17 protein-coding genes and 1 riboswitch are annotated in these 15,392 nt (G+C 64.8%); of the genes, 10 read left to right on the top strand and 7 right to left on the bottom strand.

What is annotated here, in order from left to right; genetic code table 11:
* Window positions 1-53: 53 nt before the first annotated feature.
* Window positions 54-368, bottom strand: a complete 315-nt coding sequence (locus ACIBI6_RS22900; RefSeq protein ID WP_396957649.1) for a hypothetical protein — start codon at window positions 366-368, stop codon at window positions 54-56.
* Between the two features lie 81 nt (window positions 369-449).
* Between ACIBI6_RS22900 and ACIBI6_RS22895 the strand changes: the two genes are divergently transcribed.
* Both ACIBI6_RS22895 and ACIBI6_RS22890 read left to right on the top strand, forming a co-directional pair.
* Window positions 450-1,031, top strand: a complete 582-nt coding sequence (locus ACIBI6_RS22895) for a TetR/AcrR family transcriptional regulator (RefSeq protein ID WP_396957647.1) — start codon at window positions 450-452, stop codon at window positions 1,029-1,031.
* A gap of 71 nt (window positions 1,032-1,102) precedes the next feature.
* Complete coding sequence (locus tag ACIBI6_RS22890; RefSeq protein ID WP_396957645.1) at window positions 1,103-1,732, top strand: MerR family transcriptional regulator; 630 nt, start codon at window positions 1,103-1,105, stop codon at window positions 1,730-1,732.
* A 70-nt stretch (window positions 1,733-1,802) separates the two neighbouring features.
* Here ACIBI6_RS22890 and ACIBI6_RS22885 read toward each other — a convergent pair whose 3' ends face one another.
* From ACIBI6_RS22885 to ACIBI6_RS22875, 3 genes are all read right to left on the bottom strand, one after another.
* A complete protein-coding gene (locus ACIBI6_RS22885; protein ID WP_364357443.1) occupies window positions 1,803-3,017 on the bottom strand; it encodes an O-succinylhomoserine sulfhydrylase in 1,215 nt (404 codons plus the stop codon).
* Complete coding sequence (locus ACIBI6_RS22880; protein ID WP_364357440.1) at window positions 3,014-3,430, bottom strand: rhodanese-like domain-containing protein; 417 nt, start codon at window positions 3,428-3,430, stop codon at window positions 3,014-3,016. Before ACIBI6_RS22880 ends, ACIBI6_RS22885 begins: the two co-directional genes overlap by 4 nt.
* Window positions 3,431-3,444: 14 nt before the next feature.
* Window positions 3,445-3,561, bottom strand: a riboswitch (SAM riboswitch).
* A 65-nt stretch (window positions 3,562-3,626) separates the two neighbouring features.
* Window positions 3,627-4,082, bottom strand: a complete 456-nt coding sequence (locus ACIBI6_RS22875; protein WP_364357437.1) for a hypothetical protein — start codon at window positions 4,080-4,082, stop codon at window positions 3,627-3,629.
* A gap of 318 nt (window positions 4,083-4,400) precedes the next feature.
* Between ACIBI6_RS22875 and ACIBI6_RS22870 the strand changes: the two genes are divergently transcribed.
* Complete coding sequence (locus ACIBI6_RS22870) at window positions 4,401-5,843, top strand: FAD-dependent oxidoreductase (RefSeq protein ID WP_396957642.1); 1,443 nt, start codon at window positions 4,401-4,403, stop codon at window positions 5,841-5,843.
* 140 nt (window positions 5,844-5,983) lie between these two features.
* Window positions 5,984-6,874, top strand: coding sequence for an amidohydrolase family protein (locus tag ACIBI6_RS22865; RefSeq protein WP_364359412.1), 891 nt, complete (start codon window positions 5,984-5,986; stop codon window positions 6,872-6,874).
* Between the two features lie 86 nt (window positions 6,875-6,960).
* Here the strand turns inward: ACIBI6_RS22865 and ACIBI6_RS22860 are convergent, their stop codons facing one another.
* A complete protein-coding gene (locus tag ACIBI6_RS22860) occupies window positions 6,961-7,443 on the bottom strand; it encodes a DUF456 domain-containing protein (protein WP_364359409.1) in 483 nt (160 codons plus the stop codon).
* Between the two features lie 145 nt (window positions 7,444-7,588).
* Here ACIBI6_RS22860 and ACIBI6_RS22855 point away from each other — a divergent pair, with 145 nt between their 5' ends.
* The 4 genes from ACIBI6_RS22855 (at window position 7,589) to ACIBI6_RS22840 (ending at window position 10,059) form a co-directional block, all read left to right on the top strand.
* A complete protein-coding gene (locus tag ACIBI6_RS22855) occupies window positions 7,589-8,332 on the top strand; it encodes an SDR family NAD(P)-dependent oxidoreductase (RefSeq protein WP_364359406.1) in 744 nt (247 codons plus the stop codon).
* Window positions 8,333-8,420: 88 nt separating this feature from the next.
* Window positions 8,421-8,867 (top strand): RpiB/LacA/LacB family sugar-phosphate isomerase, encoded by a 447-nt coding sequence (locus tag ACIBI6_RS22850; RefSeq protein ID WP_364359403.1) that lies wholly within the window; start codon window positions 8,421-8,423, stop codon window positions 8,865-8,867.
* A gap of 40 nt (window positions 8,868-8,907) precedes the next feature.
* Window positions 8,908-9,549: a DJ-1/PfpI family protein gene (locus ACIBI6_RS22845; RefSeq protein ID WP_364359400.1), complete on the top strand. Its 642-nt coding sequence runs from the start codon at window positions 8,908-8,910 to the stop codon at window positions 9,547-9,549.
* Window positions 9,550-9,606: 57 nt separating this feature from the next.
* Complete coding sequence (locus ACIBI6_RS22840) at window positions 9,607-10,059, top strand: MarR family transcriptional regulator (protein WP_364359397.1); 453 nt, start codon at window positions 9,607-9,609, stop codon at window positions 10,057-10,059.
* Between the two features lie 18 nt (window positions 10,060-10,077).
* On the opposite strand, the gene ACIBI6_RS22835 is transcribed toward ACIBI6_RS22840, so the two are convergent.
* On the bottom strand, window positions 10,078-10,833 hold the full coding sequence (locus tag ACIBI6_RS22835) for an HAD-IIA family hydrolase (RefSeq protein WP_396958000.1): 756 nt from the start codon (window positions 10,831-10,833) through the stop codon (window positions 10,078-10,080).
* 679 nt (window positions 10,834-11,512) lie between these two features.
* Between ACIBI6_RS22835 and fgd the strand changes: the two genes are divergently transcribed.
* Entirely contained in the window at window positions 11,513-12,523 is a 1,011-nt protein-coding gene (fgd, locus tag ACIBI6_RS22830) for a glucose-6-phosphate dehydrogenase (coenzyme-F420) (protein WP_364359391.1), read from the top strand.
* Window positions 12,524-12,664: 141 nt separating this feature from the next.
* Here the strand turns inward: fgd and ACIBI6_RS22825 are convergent, their stop codons facing one another.
* The gene (locus ACIBI6_RS22825) at window positions 12,665-13,168 is read right to left on the bottom strand and encodes a nitroreductase family deazaflavin-dependent oxidoreductase (RefSeq protein ID WP_364359388.1); all 504 of its coding nucleotides are present in this window, start codon (window positions 13,166-13,168) and stop codon (window positions 12,665-12,667) included.
* A gap of 132 nt (window positions 13,169-13,300) precedes the next feature.
* Between ACIBI6_RS22825 and pta the strand changes: the two genes are divergently transcribed.
* Complete coding sequence (pta, locus tag ACIBI6_RS22820; RefSeq protein ID WP_364359385.1) at window positions 13,301-15,373, top strand: phosphate acetyltransferase; 2,073 nt, start codon at window positions 13,301-13,303, stop codon at window positions 15,371-15,373.
* Window positions 15,374-15,392 lie beyond the last annotated feature (19 nt).

Below are 15,392 nucleotides of genomic sequence, written 5' to 3'. Positions count from 1 at the left end.
GCTCCCCGGGAGCGACCCGAGGCTGTATTGACAGTATGACAATAACGCCGAAGCTATACCCGAGACGGGTTCGCGAGCCCCAAGGTGGAGTTGAGTCGATAAGCCCCACCGCGGCCGTGGAATACCGCCATCAGCAGTGCGCCGACCAAGGTGGCGCCGATGCCCGCGTAAGCATGTGCGGGCAGGTCGGCCCAGTATCCGATCACGGCCGCGAGCGCGAGTCCGAACGTGCCCGCCACCGCATTGCGCAGTGGATCGTTACCCCACACATTCGGAAATTGTTCGCCGATCATGCCTTTGACGAAATGCGGTACCGCATTCGCGCCGAACAGTCCGGCGAGTGCGGACAACAGAATTGTGTGCCACATGATGATCCTCTTTCGGTCAACGGTTGTAGGCCGAAAGCTAGCATGGCAGTTGGCTTGGGTCAACGTCCGTAGACTGAGCCCATGAACTCTCGCCCTCGCAGCCGCGCCGAGCAACGGCAGAGCACACAATCCCGGATCCTTGATGCGGCCAAGCGGCTGTTCGCGGAGGTCGGCTACGACCGGGCCACCATCCGTGCCATCGCCGCCGAGGCGCAGGCCGATCCCGGACTGGTGATGCGCTATTTCGGGTCGAAAGACAATCTCTTCGCCCAGGCCTCCGGTTTCGAACAGGAAGACCTGGTCACCGGCACGCCCGAAGAGGCGGCCGAGCAACTGCTAGCAGCGCTCGAAAACAAACTCGCCCAGCACCCCACCGACGCACTCGCCGCGATCCGTTCCATGTTCACCCACCCCGACGCCGCCGCCGAAGTACAGCTCGCCATGGTGTCCCGGCAGCGGCAAGCCGCCCAGCACCTCGCCGACGACGACGCGGACCTGCGTGCCGGGCTGATCGGCGCGATCACCATCGGCACCGTCATCGGTCGACACCTACTCCAGCTGGACGGACTACGCGACGCTCCGCCCGAGCGCATCACCGCCCTGCTCCGCGAAGCCTTCCACGACATCGCCTGCGGCCCAACGGCAGCAACTCCCGAGCCGTGATCGAAACAACACTTGAACCCGACGTAACGTCAGGTTTTAGCGTGGGTGGTGCACGTCGACAGGAGGGCGCGTTGACCGAGCGGGTATGGCGGGTCGGAGAGTTGGCCCGGGAGACCGGCGTGACGGTGCGGACGCTGCACCATTACGACCGGCTCGCGCTATTGGTGCCGTCGTCGCGAACATCGGGCGGGCACCGGTGCTATACCCGGGACGATGTCCGGCGGCTGCATCGCATTGTGGCGTTGCGGGGCTTCGGGTTTCGGCTCGAGGACATCGCGGCCGTCCTCCGCGCAGAACCCGATCAGGACCCACGCGAGCGGGTAAGGCAGGAGTTGGCGTTGGTCGAGGACCGCATCACCCGGGCCACCGGACTGCGGGACCGCCTGCTCGATGTGCCCGACGGCCTCGACCACGCGGTCGAGCCATCGACGTCGCAATTCCTGCGATTGATCGAGGAGACCATCACGATGAACCAACCACTGACCCCGGAAGAGTTCGCCCGGCTGACGCGGCAGCGCGAAGAATATGCGCGGCAGTTGAGTTCGGAAGAGCTTGCGGCTTTGACGAAACGGCGGGAGGCGGCCTTCGCGGCGATGAGCCCGGCCGAACGCGAGCGATTGCAAGCCGCACGCGCACAGATGATTCCGCCGGGCACCGAGATCACCGGCCGAGCGATGCCTTCGAGCATCCCGGACGCGTGATTGCCGTCTTGGTCGTGGTCGCCGATGCCGCCGTGCCGAACTTGGTCCGGCGAGGTCGGTGACATGAGCTCTAGCTCAGGGCGTAATCCAAATCGCTCAGCAAATCCTCGACATCCTCGAGCCCCACCGAGATGCGGACGACGCCATCGGAGAGGCCGATGGTGGCGCGGCCTTCAGGGCCCATGGCGCGGTGGGTTGTGGTGGCGGGATGGGTGATGAGGGTTTTGGAGTCGCCGAGGTTATTGGAGATATCGACGATGCGCAGGCGGTTGAGCACCTCGAAGGCGCGCTTCTTGGCCTCGTCCTCGGATGCGTTCAGTTCGAAAGTGACCACGGTGCCGCCACCGCTCATCTGGCTGGTCGCCAGGTCGTGCTGCGGATGCGACTCGAGGTACGGGTAGCGCACCCACGAAACGGATTTGTTGCTCTCGAGGAAGCGCGCGATGCGCAGGGCGGATTCGGTCGAGTGACGCACGCGCAGCGGCATGGTCTCCAAACCCTTGAGCAGGGTCCATGCGTTGAACGGGCTCAACGCCGGACCGGTATGGCGCATAAGGGTTTTCACCGGACCGTCGATGTAGTCCTGGGCGCCGAGGATCGCACCACCGAGCACCCGGCCCTGACCATCTATGTGCTTGGTGCCCGAATACACCAGTACATCGGCACCGAGTTCGAAACCGCGCTGCAGCAGCGGCGTGGCAAAGACGTTGTCCAGCACCACTTTCGCGCCAGCGGCATGCGCGAGCTCGGTCACCCGGCGCACGTCGACCAGCGTCTGCATCGGATTGGCCGGTGTCTCGAAGAAGACGGCCTGGGTCGGCACCGAAAGCGCCTGCTCCCACTGATCCAGATCATCACCGTCGACGAAAACCGTCTCCACACCCCAGCGCGGCAGAATCTCGTTGCACACCACGAAGCACGAGCCGAACAGGCTGCGTGCGGCCACAAGTCGATCACCGGCGCCCAAAAGGGCGCCGAGCGCGGTGAATACGGCCGACATACCGCTCGCGGTCGCGAAACATGCTTCGGCGCCGTCGATCAGACGCAGCCGCTCCTCGAACATGGCGACGGTCGGGTTGCCGTAGCGGGAGTAGACGAAATGCTCGATTTCGCCGGTGAATGCGGCCTCGGCCGCCTCGGCGCTCTCATAGACGAATCCGGAGGACAGATACAGCGCCTCGGCGGTTTCCTCGAATCCCGAGCGGCGCAGGCCACCTCGCACGCCGAGCGTCGCGGGACCGACACCTTCGGGCAGCGGCTTGTCGAACGCACCACCAGTGATCATGACTGCCGCCACGGCAGGCCGATGGCGCGCCAGCCGGCGCCGCCGCGATGTCCGAACTCGTCGATCGGGCCCTCGAAGCCCTCCAGCACATTGAACGACGGGGCGATACCGGCCCCGGTAGCGGCCACCGCCGCACCAATCGAACGCTGTCCGGAGCGACAGAGAAAGACGACGGGCGCCGCCGGATCGCGACCCTCCAGCGCGTTGGTCAGCTGCTCGACGAACTCACCGTTGCGGGCGCCGTTGCTGTCGACCCATTCGATCAGCACCGTCGGCCGGTCGATCGAACTCGTATCCGGCACACCGACGAAACGCCATTCGGCCTCGGTGCGCACGTCTACCAAGACGGCTTCGGGGTTGTCCTGCAATAACTCCCACGCCTGCTGTGGGGTGATGTCACCGGCATATGTCATGCGATCCTCCTGTGAATCCACGCTTGCCGCACCTGGGTTTCGGTGCGCGGCCAGGTCGTCACCCGGAGCACCCCACCGCGGAGGAGGGTTGCCGACCAGCCAGCCGGGGCTTGGCGCTGGTACTCATGACCTGAAAATGAGATTGCCTGGGCAGGTGCCGCCGTGTCAAACCCCAGTTCGCGCCGCGCATAAGTAATCAACCGCAGACGATCCAGCGGTCTTGGGAACGGGTCAGATTCCAGGTTGCCGGGGTCTCCCGGCCGTCGACCGCGATGGTCACCGTCGCCTTGGCCTTATCGCCGTCGACCATCGAATTCTCAATCTTGGTGACCTTGATCGACTTTCCGGCCGCGGCCCCGCCGAACTGCCCTGCGAGTGGCGTCTTGCTCTCGTCGAATCCTTGACAGGCCACGCCCGGCGGGGGTGTGTTGTCGGTGGTGGCGCGTGCTTCCGCGTAGCGCTGCACCGCGGCCGCGATCTTGTCCGATTCTGTGACATTTTTCTCAGCGGGCGAAAGCACCGCTCCGAGCACGATCGCGAGCAGCACGACAGCGGCGAATACGGCGGCCGCGATGAATGGCGCGATGGAGCGACGATCGGTCTGATCGACCTCGATTACGGGTTCTTCATCGGTGCCATGCTGCTCTGTCATGGGTCGATCATCCCTGGTGGACGGCGGTATCCGGCACTCGGCCCCGCACCGGGCCCCGATACCCGCGACGCGAGGATTTGATAGATGTCCGCAGAGCGGGTAGTCACGGTAGGTGGGCCGGGGCCGCAAACACCCGGTGTACGCACCGCCGCAGGGTGCGCGCTATGCCACCGATAGAATCGCGACATTGCGGCCTGCTGTCATAGCCGAGATGGCCGCCTGTTCGCATCGGCAGATGCGATCGAGAGGGTGCGTCAAGTTAGCCTAAGCTAAGAGTGACGCCGTCAATTGTTTCGACCATAAGGGTGCGCGTAAGAGATGACCGAACACAGTGCTGAGTCGACTAGCGGTGCGCGCCGAGCTGCCTCCTCCGGGCCTGACGCACACACAGGGCCTCGCCCGCTTCGGATCGCGATCGTGGGCGCGGGCCCGGCCGGTATCTACGCCGCCGACGCGTTGATGAAGTCCGATGCCGAGGTGAGCATCGACCTGTACGAGCGCATGCCCGCGCCGTTCGGGTTGATCCGCTATGGCGTCGCGCCGGACCATCCGCGTATCAAAGGCATCATCACCGCCCTGCACAAGGTGCTGGACAAGCCGCAGGTGCGCCTGCTCGGCAATATCGACTACGGCACCGACATCACCCTCGATGATCTGCGCACGTTCTATGACGCGGTGATCTTCTCCACCGGCGCCAACGCCGACCGGGCGTTGCCGATCCAGGGCATCGACCTGGAGGGCAGCTACGGCGCGGCGGACTTCGTGTCCTGGTACGACGGGCATCCGGATGTGCCGCGCACCTGGCCGCTGGAGGCCGAGAAGGTCGCGGTCCTCGGTGTCGGCAATGTCGCCCTCGATGTGGCGCGGGTGCTGGCCAAGACCGGTGATGAGCTGCTGCCGACCGAGATTCCGCCGAACGTCTACAACGGCCTGAAGGCCAATAAGGCCATCGAGGTGCACGTCTTCGGTCGCCGGGGCCCCGCGCAGGCCAAGTTCACCCCGCTCGAGCTGCGCGAACTCGACCATTCCCCGACCATCGAGGTCATCGTCGATCCCGAGGACATCGACTACGACGAGGGTTCCGAGGCCGCGCGTCGGCACTCCAAGCAGGTCGACATGATCGCCAACACCCTGGAGCAGTGGGCCATCCGCGATGTCGGCAACCGCCCGCACAAGCTGTTCCTGCACTTCTTCGAATCGCCCGCCGAGATCCTCGGCGAGGACGGCAAGGTCGTCGGCCTGCGCACCGAGCGCACCCAGCTCGACGGCACCGGCAATGTCAAGGGCACCGGCGTGTTCAAGGACTGGGACATCCAAGCGGTCTACCGCGCCGTCGGCTACCTGTCGCAGAACCTCACCAACCTGCCATTCGACGATCAGGCCGGGGTCGTCCCGAACGAGGCCGGACGTGTCCTCGCCGACGAGGACGCCGACGGTGCGGACCGCTATCTGCCCGCCACCTACGTGACCGGCTGGATCAAGCGCGGACCGGTCGGACTCATCGGCCACACCAAGGGCGATGCCAACGAGACCGTAGCCTGCCTGCTCGACGACAGCGTGAACTTCACCCCGGCCGCCGAGCCGGAACTGGATGCGGTCACCGAATTCCTCGAGGGCAAGGGCATCCCGTTCACCACTTGGCAGGGCTGGTACCGCCTCGACGCGCATGAGCGCGCCCTCGGCGAGCCGGAGGGCCGCGAGCGTGTCAAGGTCGTCGAGCGCGAGGACATGCTGCGCGCCAGCGAGCCGCACAAGGTCTAGTCCACCGCCGGGCGGCGACGGAAAATCCTTCACCGAAGACGTGGCGCGGATGCCCCGTCCCGCAGGGCGGATTCGAGCGCTCGCCGAGTGAGTGGGCGGCATGAGCCAGAAATCTCCCACCTTAGGCGGGAGGCGATGCAATGAGGCATTCTGTACAAGTGTTCGATGCCCATCTCCACATCTTCGACCCGCGGTTCCCGCTGGCCGAGAACGAGGGCTACCTGCCCGACCCGTTCACCATCGCCGATTATCGAAAGCGCATGTCGCGCTTCGATGTCGGTGGTGGCGCCGTGGTCAGCGGATCGTTCCAAGGCACCGATCAGACCTACCTGAAAGCGGCGCTGGCCGAGCTCGGCGAGGGGTGGGTCGGCGTCACGGCGCTGGACCCGGACGCCACCGACGAAGAGATCATCGAACTCGATCGGATCGGTGTACGGGCGCTGCGATTCAACGTCAAGCGCGCGGCCGCGGATATCACCGCGATGACGTTGCAGGCATTGCGCGCGCACGACCTCGTCGGCTGGCATGTCGAGGTGTATATCGACGGCAACATGCTCACCTCCATGCGGCCGGTGATATCGAAGCTGCCGGTTTTCTCCATCGACCATCTCGGTATGTCCGAGGAGGGTCTGCCCTATCTGCTGGATCTGGTTGATCGCGGGGCGCGGGTGAAGGCGACCGGTTTCGGGCGGGTGCAGATGAAGGTGGCCGATACGCTGCGCCGGATCCACGCGGTCAATCCCGGGGCGCTGATGTTCGGCACCGATCTGCCCGGTACCCGCGCCGGGCGGCCGTTCCAGGATTCCGATGTCGATCTGATCTGCGATGTGGTGGGCACCGATATGTTCAAGGTGCTGGAGGACAATGCGCGGGCGTTCTATCGACTGCCCGCCCGCCAACGGGCGATTCCGGCTGATCCGACGCCCACTTTGCCGATCCGCCGCACCGAGCAGCCGACGCTGCCGCTGCGGCGTGATGAGCTGCCGAAGCTCGAATCGGCGGACACGATTCCGTTCCCTGCCATCGAGTGAGTACGACGATCATCAGCGTCATCGCCGACATGACCTCGTAGCCCGGAGCCCGGCGGCGGGAAACGCCATCGATGCCCGGCCTCGACTCAGGTCACGATGGCACCGATGACCCACACCCCGGTCGCCAGCAGCGCACCGAAGAGTTCGATGAGCATCGACAGGCCCACACCCTTGAGCGCGTGAACCGTTGCCTGCCAAGCGGGTTGGTTGTCGCGAAGCCGCTGCAGCTCCGAAAGGTATACGCCCAGAACGAATCCCACGAACAACCCGACCACAGGAATGAGGAAGAAGCCTACGATGCCGAAGATCGCGCCGATGAACAGCGCGCGATTGGATACACCCGCATCCTTCATCTTCCGGCCCGGCCAGGTGTATTTGATGACCCCGGACAGCACCAAGAACGCTGTGCTGATGGCGAATACGGTCCACGCCGTCGCGCCCCCGGTCATGAACGCCCACACGGCAATGGCGCCGAAGATCAAAATTGCGCCCGGCAGAATCGGGACGATGATCCCGACCAGCCCGACCAGAATTACCAGGCCGACAACGACCTCACCCCAAGCTGACACTGCCGGTCCCTCCGCTTTCCGCGTCTAGTCACGCTGCCAGGATTCTGGCCCATTCGCCGGATCGGTGCACGGTGTCGATTCCCGGCGTTTGTGAGGCCGCTCACAGGTTGTCACAGCGTGCGCGGCCCCGTCCGTCTTAGTGGGCATGACGAACACAGAACAGACCACAGTGTTGATCACCGGAGCCAACAAGGGACTCGGTCTCGAAGCGGCGCGGCGGCTCGGGGAACAGGGGTGGACGGTGTTCCTCGGCTCGCGTGACGCAGCTCGAGGGCAGGCCGCCGCCGACAAACTCGCCGCTGAGGGGGTGAACGTCGTGATGGTGCCGCTGGATGTGACTTCGCAGGAGTCGGTGTCGGATGCGGTACGGCTCGTTCGCGAGCACACCGACCGGCTGGATGTGTTGATCAACAACGCCGGTGCACCGGGGAATATTGTCGCGCCCGCGGACGCGACGGCTGACGAAATTCATTCCGTCTACGACACCAACGTGTACGGACCGATCAGGGTCACGCATGCGTTTCTGCCCTTGCTGGAGGCGGCGGAGAATCCACGGGTGGTGATGGTGTCCAGTGGTGGCGGTTCCTTCGCGGTCGTGACCGATCCGGATCAGCCCGTCTCGAAAATGCACGAGCTCGCCTACAGCTCGTCGAAAGCGGCGCTGAATATGATTACCGTGCGGTACGCCCAGGCGCTTCCGAAGATCAAATTCAATGTCGCCACTCCCGGCGAGGTCGCGAATCGCAAGTTTGCCGCCACCGACATGAACCATCACACCGGACAGCTGACGGTTACCGAGGGCACCGATTCGATCGTCGAACTCGCGATGATCGACGCCGACGGGCCGACCGGGATCTTCATCGATCGCCTCGGCCCAGTTGCCTGGTGACGGGCGCGGTGGCCCGTCCTCGGAACAGGGGACGGGCCACTCGCCGTTTTGTGGGGCTGTGTGGTCGGGGCGTTATTACGCTTGGGGTATGCGAATTTCGGTTGCGGCGGATGAGCGGGTTGGGGTGGCCGAGGAGCTGGTGGTGGAGCTCGGGCGGCGGGGGTTCGACACGTTGGTGCATGGGGCGCTATCGGATAGTGAGCGCGACGACTGGGCTTGGGCCAGTGAGGCGGCCGCGCGGGATGTGGCCGAGGGGCGGGCGGAGCAGGGGGTGGTGTGCTGTTGGACGGGGACGGGGGCTTCTATTGCCGCCAACAAGGTGGCGGGGGTCCGGGCCGCGCTGTGTGGGGATGCGGCGACCGCCGCTGGTGCCCGGAAGTGGAATGACGCGAATGTGCTTGCGCTGAGCCTGCGTTCGACTTCCCGGGCAGAGCTGACGGAGATTCTTGACGCGTGGTTCGGCGGTGAGCCGAGTGCTGATGTGGAGGATCGCGCCAATATCGCACATCTGGCGAAGATCGAACGCGGACATTGAGGCATTGACAGTATGCTGTCAAATATGACAGCATACTGTCATGCCGACGAAAACAGTTCACATGGCCGTTTACGACACGCTCGCCGACTGGGAGGTCGGTGCGGCGACCGCGCATATCAATCGGCCCAGCTGGCAGAAAGCGCCAGGAACCTTCCAAGTGCAGACCGTTGGGCTCACCGCCGATCCGATCATTACGACAGGTGGGATGCGGATCGTGCCGGATGTGGTGCTCGCCGATCTCACGCCCGCCGCGAGCGCGATGCTGATCCTGCCCGGCGCTGACACCTGGGAGACTGGCGAACTCGTGCCCTTCGTGCACAAGGCGCGGGAGTTTCTGGATGCGGGGGTTCCGGTCGCGGCGATATGCGGTGCCACCTTCGGATTGGCGAAAGGAGGGCTCCTCGATAATCACGCCCATACCGGTGCTGCCGCGGAATACCTTGCCTACAGCGGATATTCGGGCGGCGATCGCTATCTGGACCAGGCGGCGGTACTGGACGGCGATCTCATCACGGCAGGTCCGACCGCGCCCTTCGAATTCGCGCGCGAGGTGTTGCGCAGGCTCGATGTCTATGAACCGCATGTGCTGGACGCGTGGTATCGCTTGTTCGGCCACAGTGATCCGGCGGCGTTCGCCGCACTGTCGGAGTACGAGGCGCATAGGGCCACCGCTTCCGTGTGAGGAAGAATCCGCAGAGAACCGCCGATCCAGGAAGGCGTGCAGAACAGGAGTTCCGATATGAGTGACACGCCTGAGCAGGAACTCTTCGCGAGCGTCGCCATCACCTCGTTTCAGCTGAACGGCCAATTCCTCGCCATCGCAGAGGAATTGGCCGCGCCCGGCGGAATTACGGCGGCGTGGTGGCAGGTGCTCGGCGCGGTGCTGCGCGAACCACTGCCGGTCGCCGGAATCGCCCGAGCGATGGGGATCACCCGACAGAGTGTGCAGCGCATCGCGGACCTGTTGGTGGACAAGGGACTTGCTGAGTTCCAACCGAATCCGGCGCACCGCCGGGCCAAACTCGTCGCGGTCACCGAGGCGGGTCGCGAGGCCATCAAACGCATCAATCCACAGCATGCCGTCATGGCGAAACGGCTCGCCGATGAACTCGGTGCCGAGCAATTCGCCCTGACCGCGCAGGTCATGACCCGACTCTCCGCTGCGCTCGACGCCATCACCGACCAGGCCTGATCAGCGAACCCGCGCCGGTCAGGCGAAGGGTTTGTCGGTTCGGCCGACCAGGTCGGCAACCGAATCGACGACCAGGGTCGGGCGGTAGGGGAATTGCTCGACCGACTCGCGGGTGGAGATGCCGGTGGTGACCAGGACGGTGCGCATGCCCGCTTCGAGGCCCGAGACGATATCGGTGTCCATCCGGTCGCCGATCATCACCGTCGACTGCGAATGCGCGCCGATCCGGCGCAGTGCCGAGCGCATCATCAGCGGGTTCGGCTTTCCAACGTAGTAGGGCTCCCTACCGGTTGCGCGGGTGATCAGTGCGGCGACCGAACCGGTCGCGGGGAGCAGGCCCTCGCGGGACGGTCCGGTCGCGTCCGGGTTGGTGGCGATGAAGCGGGCGCCCCGGTCTACCAGGCGGATCGCGGTGGTGATCGCCTCGAAGGAGTAGGTGCGGGTTTCGCCGAGCACCACGTAGTCCGGATCGCTATCGGTCAGCACATAACCGATTTCGTGTAGTGCGGTGGTCAGGCCGGATTCGCCGACGACGTAGGCGGTTCCATTGGGGCGCTGGTCGTTGAGGAAGGTCGCGGTGGCCAGCGCCGATGTCCAGATCGCCTCCTCCGGAATATCGAGTCCGGTGTGGCGCAGCCGGGCCTGCAGGTCGCGCGGCGTGCGGATGGAGTTATTGGTGAGCACCAGGAAGGGGATCTCGTTGCTGCGCAGCTCGGCAAGGAATTTGTCGGCGCCGGGCACCAGATGGTCTTCGTGCACCAGCACCCCATCCATATCGGTCAAGTAGGACAGGATCGGTTCATCTGGTGTACTCACGGGTCAATTGTCGGCTACCCGCCCGCTCACCGCTGGGATACCAGGTCAGGTGCGACCATCCCCACACCGCGCCGCGCACCTTCGAGGGCGAGGCTGTACAAGCGGTGGACATCCCGCAGACGTCAGAGCTGTGCGCGAGACACCGCGCGGCGCACTTTCTAGAGCGAAGCTGTACAAGTGGTGGCATCCCGCAGAAGTTGGGGGGTGTGCCGACTGCTCCGCCGAGCGGTTATTCCATCACATCATCGTCACCCTCGGGGGATCAATCACTTCCGGCTGAGCATGATTGCGTGGCGGCCGTCGAAATAGCGGCTTGACTTATGTCACGGCCAAAATCCGCCACAATTCGGCAACAGGCACTGCGAGGTATGCGCCATGCCCCCTGGTTATGTGTGGGCGAATCACCTAATGCGCTCGCGTAGCGCGACCCTGCACATCGCGCTGGCTCGGGCTGACTATGGTCGAGGGGAGGCCGTGTGAGAACCGATCGCGCAGCGCTCAGGTAGGCCGATCGCGGCTCGGGAACTCCCGTGTCGCCCTTGCGGTTGTACCGGGATGCGGTCGCGGGATTCAGGCGGCCGACGGTGTGCGGAAACTCCCGCACGGACCGTTGAGCGAAGCGACAGGAGTGGCGCATATGGGTGATCTCAAGCTCGGATACAAGGCGTCGGCAGAACAGTTCGGACCGCGGGAATTGGTGGAAATCGCGGTGGCGGCCGAGGAACACGGCCTCGACAGCGCGACCGTGAGCGACCATTTCCAGCCGTGGCGACACAAGGGCGGGCACGCACCGTTCTCGCTGGCCTGGATGGCCGCGGTCGGCGAGCGCACCAAGCGCATCCAACTCGGTACCTCGGTGCTCACCCCGACCTTCCGCTACAACCCCGCCGTGATCGCACAGGCCTTCGCGACCATGGGGTGTCTCTACCCTGACCGCATCATGCTCGGTGTCGGCAGTGGTGAGGCGCTCAATGAGATAGCCACCGGCTACACCGGCGAATGGCCGGAATTCAAGGAGCGTTTCGCCCGGCTGCGCGAATCCGTCGACCTCATGCGCGCACTGTGGACCGGTGAGCGCACCGACTTCGACGGCGAGTACTACAAGACCGTCGGCGCCTCGATCTACGACGTGCCCAAGGGCGGCATTCCGATCTACATCGCCGCGGGCGGACCGCTGGTCGCGCGCTACGCGGGCCGTGCCGGTGACGGTTTCATCTGCACCTCCGGCAAGGGCATGGACCTCTACACCGAGAAGCTGATGCCCGCCGTCGCGGAGGGCGCCGCCAAGGCGGGGCGCACCGTCGAGCAGATCGATCGGATGATCGAAATCAAGATCTCCTACGACACCGATCCCGAACTGGCACTGGAGAACACGCGCTTCTGGGCACCGCTGTCGCTGACCGCCGAGCAGAAGCACTCCATTACCGACCCAATCGAAATGGAGGCCGCAGCCGACGCCCTCCCGATCGAACAGATCGCCAAGCGCTGGATCGTCGCCAGTGATCCCGACGAGGCCGTCGAACAGATCAAGCCCTACCTCGACGCCGGTCTCAACCATCTGGTCTTCCACGCCCCCGGCCACGACCAGTCCCGCTTCCTCGACCTCTTCCAGCGCGACCTGGCCCCCCGCCTCCGCGCCCTCGGCTGAGGCGCGGCTGTTCCGATCGCGGCGGTACCGGCTGAATGTCGTTGGGCTCCGTCCGCCGATATTCGGCCGGGTCCCGCACCGACCATCTGACTACCTTCGGCGCTGCCGAGGCGCGGTGGTGCGGCGATTATTCGACTCGGGTCAGGCGCGGGTGAGGGCGAAGATGCGGAGGTCTCGGGTGGTGCGGGTGCGGTAGACGTTGTAGGCGCTGGTGATTTCGGCGAAGCGGGCGAAGAGGGCGTCCTTGTCGGATTCGACCAGGGTGGCGCGCACGGGGATGCGTTGGCCTGCGATGGCGACGGTGGCATTCGGGTTCGCCAGCAGGTTCTCGGTCCAGGCTGGATGCTTATGCTGGCCGAAGTTGCTGCCGATCACGTAGATGGTGTCGCCGTCGTGCAGGCAGAGCAGCGGTTGAGTGCGCGGCTCGCCGGATTTGCGGCCGGTGGTGGTCAGCAGCATGACCGGGGCGCCGATCGGGCCGAGGAGCGTGTACTTGGCATTCGTGCGCTGGAGGATGGCCCGATCCAGCGGGGTGACCTTCCGAATCAGCCACGACCCGGGTTTGGTGGAGGCGAGCTTGGTCGCCAGGCGGGCAAGAAAATTGGTGTTCGAACCCCACTGCCGTTTCGGAAACTGCTCAGCCATCCCCGGACTATATCCGGATCGGTGCTTCACCAAACCTTGCGCGCGCAGCCCGACAGTCGGTGCGAATAGGAATTCGTGATCGCCGTCTCGCCGAACGGTCGAGGTAGCGGCGGATTCACTAAGCTCTCGGACATGGCCGACTCCGCTCCATCCGCTGTGTACATCGCATCTCCGGAGGGTGACACCGGAAAATCGACGGTGGCCCTCGGCATGCTCCAGATGCTGTGCGCGACCACCGCCCGGGTCGGCGTATTCCGGCCGATCACCCGCTCGACCACCGAGCCGGATTACATCCTGGAGTTGCTGCTCGAGCACAGCACCGCCGATATCGATTACGCGCAGGCCATCGGCGTTACCTACGAGCAGGTACACGCGGATCCGGATGCCGCGATCAGCGAGATCGTCATGCGGTTCCACGAAGTCGCGAAGCTGTGTGATGCGGTGGTGATCGTCGGCAGCGACTACACCGATGTGGCCAGCCCGAGCGAGTTGCGTTTCAACGCCCGCATCGCGGTGAACCTCGGCGCACCCGTACTGCTGGTGGTGCGCGGTGCGGGCCGTACTCCGGGCGAGGTCGAGCAGCTGGCCGAGTTATGCGCGCACGAGCTGTCCCTCGAACACGCGCACCTGATGTCCATCATCGCCAACCGTTGCGATCCAGGGCAATTGGACGAAGTAGGTGCCGCTCTGACGGCCTTCGGTGTGCCGTCCTGGACGTTACCTGAAGTGCCACTGTTGATTTCGCCCACCATGGCCGAGCTGTGTACCGCGATCGACGGCGAAATGTACAGCGGTGATGTCGAATTGCTGCACCGCGAGGCACTGAAGATCATGGTCGGTGGCATGACGGCCGAACATATTCTGGAGCGGTTGGTCGACGGTGTCGTCGTCATCGCGCCCGGCGATCGCTCCGACGTACTGCTCAGTGTCGTGAATGCGCATGAGGCGGAAGGTTTTCCGTCGCTGTCGGGCATCATCATGAATGGTGGCATGCTGCCGCATCCGGCCATCGCGAGGCTGATGAACGGGCTCAAACCCAAGCTGCCGATCCTCACCACCGAGCTCGGCACCTACGACACCGCGAGCGCGGCCTTCCGCACCCGCGGCCGCATGTCGGCGGGCAGTCCGCGCAAGGTCGATACCGCGCTGGCCCTGATGGAACAGCATGTCGACGCGTCGGAGTTGTTGCAGCGCATCGAGATTCCGGATACGTCGGTAGTGACGCCGCAGATGTTCGAATACCAGCTGATCGAGCGCGCCAGAGCCGACCGCAAGACCATTGTGCTGCCCGAGGGCGACGACGACCGGATTCTGCGCGCCGCCGGTCGGGTACTGCAGCGCAAGATCGCCGATCTGGTCATTCTCGGTGACGAGGCGGCGGTGCGTGCCCGCGCCGCAGAACTCGGTGTCGATATCTCGGCAGCGCGGGTACTCGACCCGCGCACCTCCGGTTACCTCGACGAATTCGCCGCGCAGTACACCGAATTGCGCAAGCACAAGGGCATGACGCTGGAGCGTGCCCGCGAAACCATGGCCGATATCTCGTATTTCGGCACCATGATGGTGCACAAGGGCATTGCCGACGGCATGGTCTCCGGTGCCGCGCACACCACAGCCCACACCATCCGGCCGTCCTTCGAGATCATCAAGACCGTGCCGGGGGTTTCAACCGTCTCCAGTGTGTTCCTCATGTGTCTGGCCGATCGGGTGCTCGCCTACGGCGACTGCGCCGTCGTCCCGGATCCGACCTCGGAGCAATTGGCCGATATCGCGATCTCCTCCGCGCACACCGCGGCCCGCTTCGGCATCGATCCGCGCGTCGCGATGCTGTCGTACTCGACCGGTGAATCCGGCAGTGGCGTCGATGTGGACAAGGTGCGCGTCGCGACCAAACTGGTCCGCGAGCGCGCACCGGAGCTGCTGGTGGAGGGCCCGATCCAGTACGACGCGGCGATCGAACCCACCGTGGCCACCACCAAACTCCCGGATTCCGAAGTGGCCGGGCGCGCAACGGTCTTCGTGTTTCCCGATCTCAACACCGGTAACAACACCTATAAGGCGGTTCAGCGCAGTGCCGGTGCGGTCGCGATCGGCCCGGTGCTGCAGGGGCTGCGCAAACCGGTCAATGATCTGTCTCGCGGTGCGCTCGTCGCCGACATCGTGAATACCGTTGCGATCACGGCGATCCAGGCGCAGGAGGGTTGATGCGAACCGACTCTCGACG

It is taken from the genome of Nocardia sp. NPDC050412 (assembly GCF_044458825.1).
Lineage (GTDB): Bacteria > Actinomycetota > Actinomycetes > Mycobacteriales > Mycobacteriaceae > Nocardia.
Note: the sequence above shows the minus strand (reverse complement) of the source record. Positions and strands in the feature narration are given on the sequence as shown.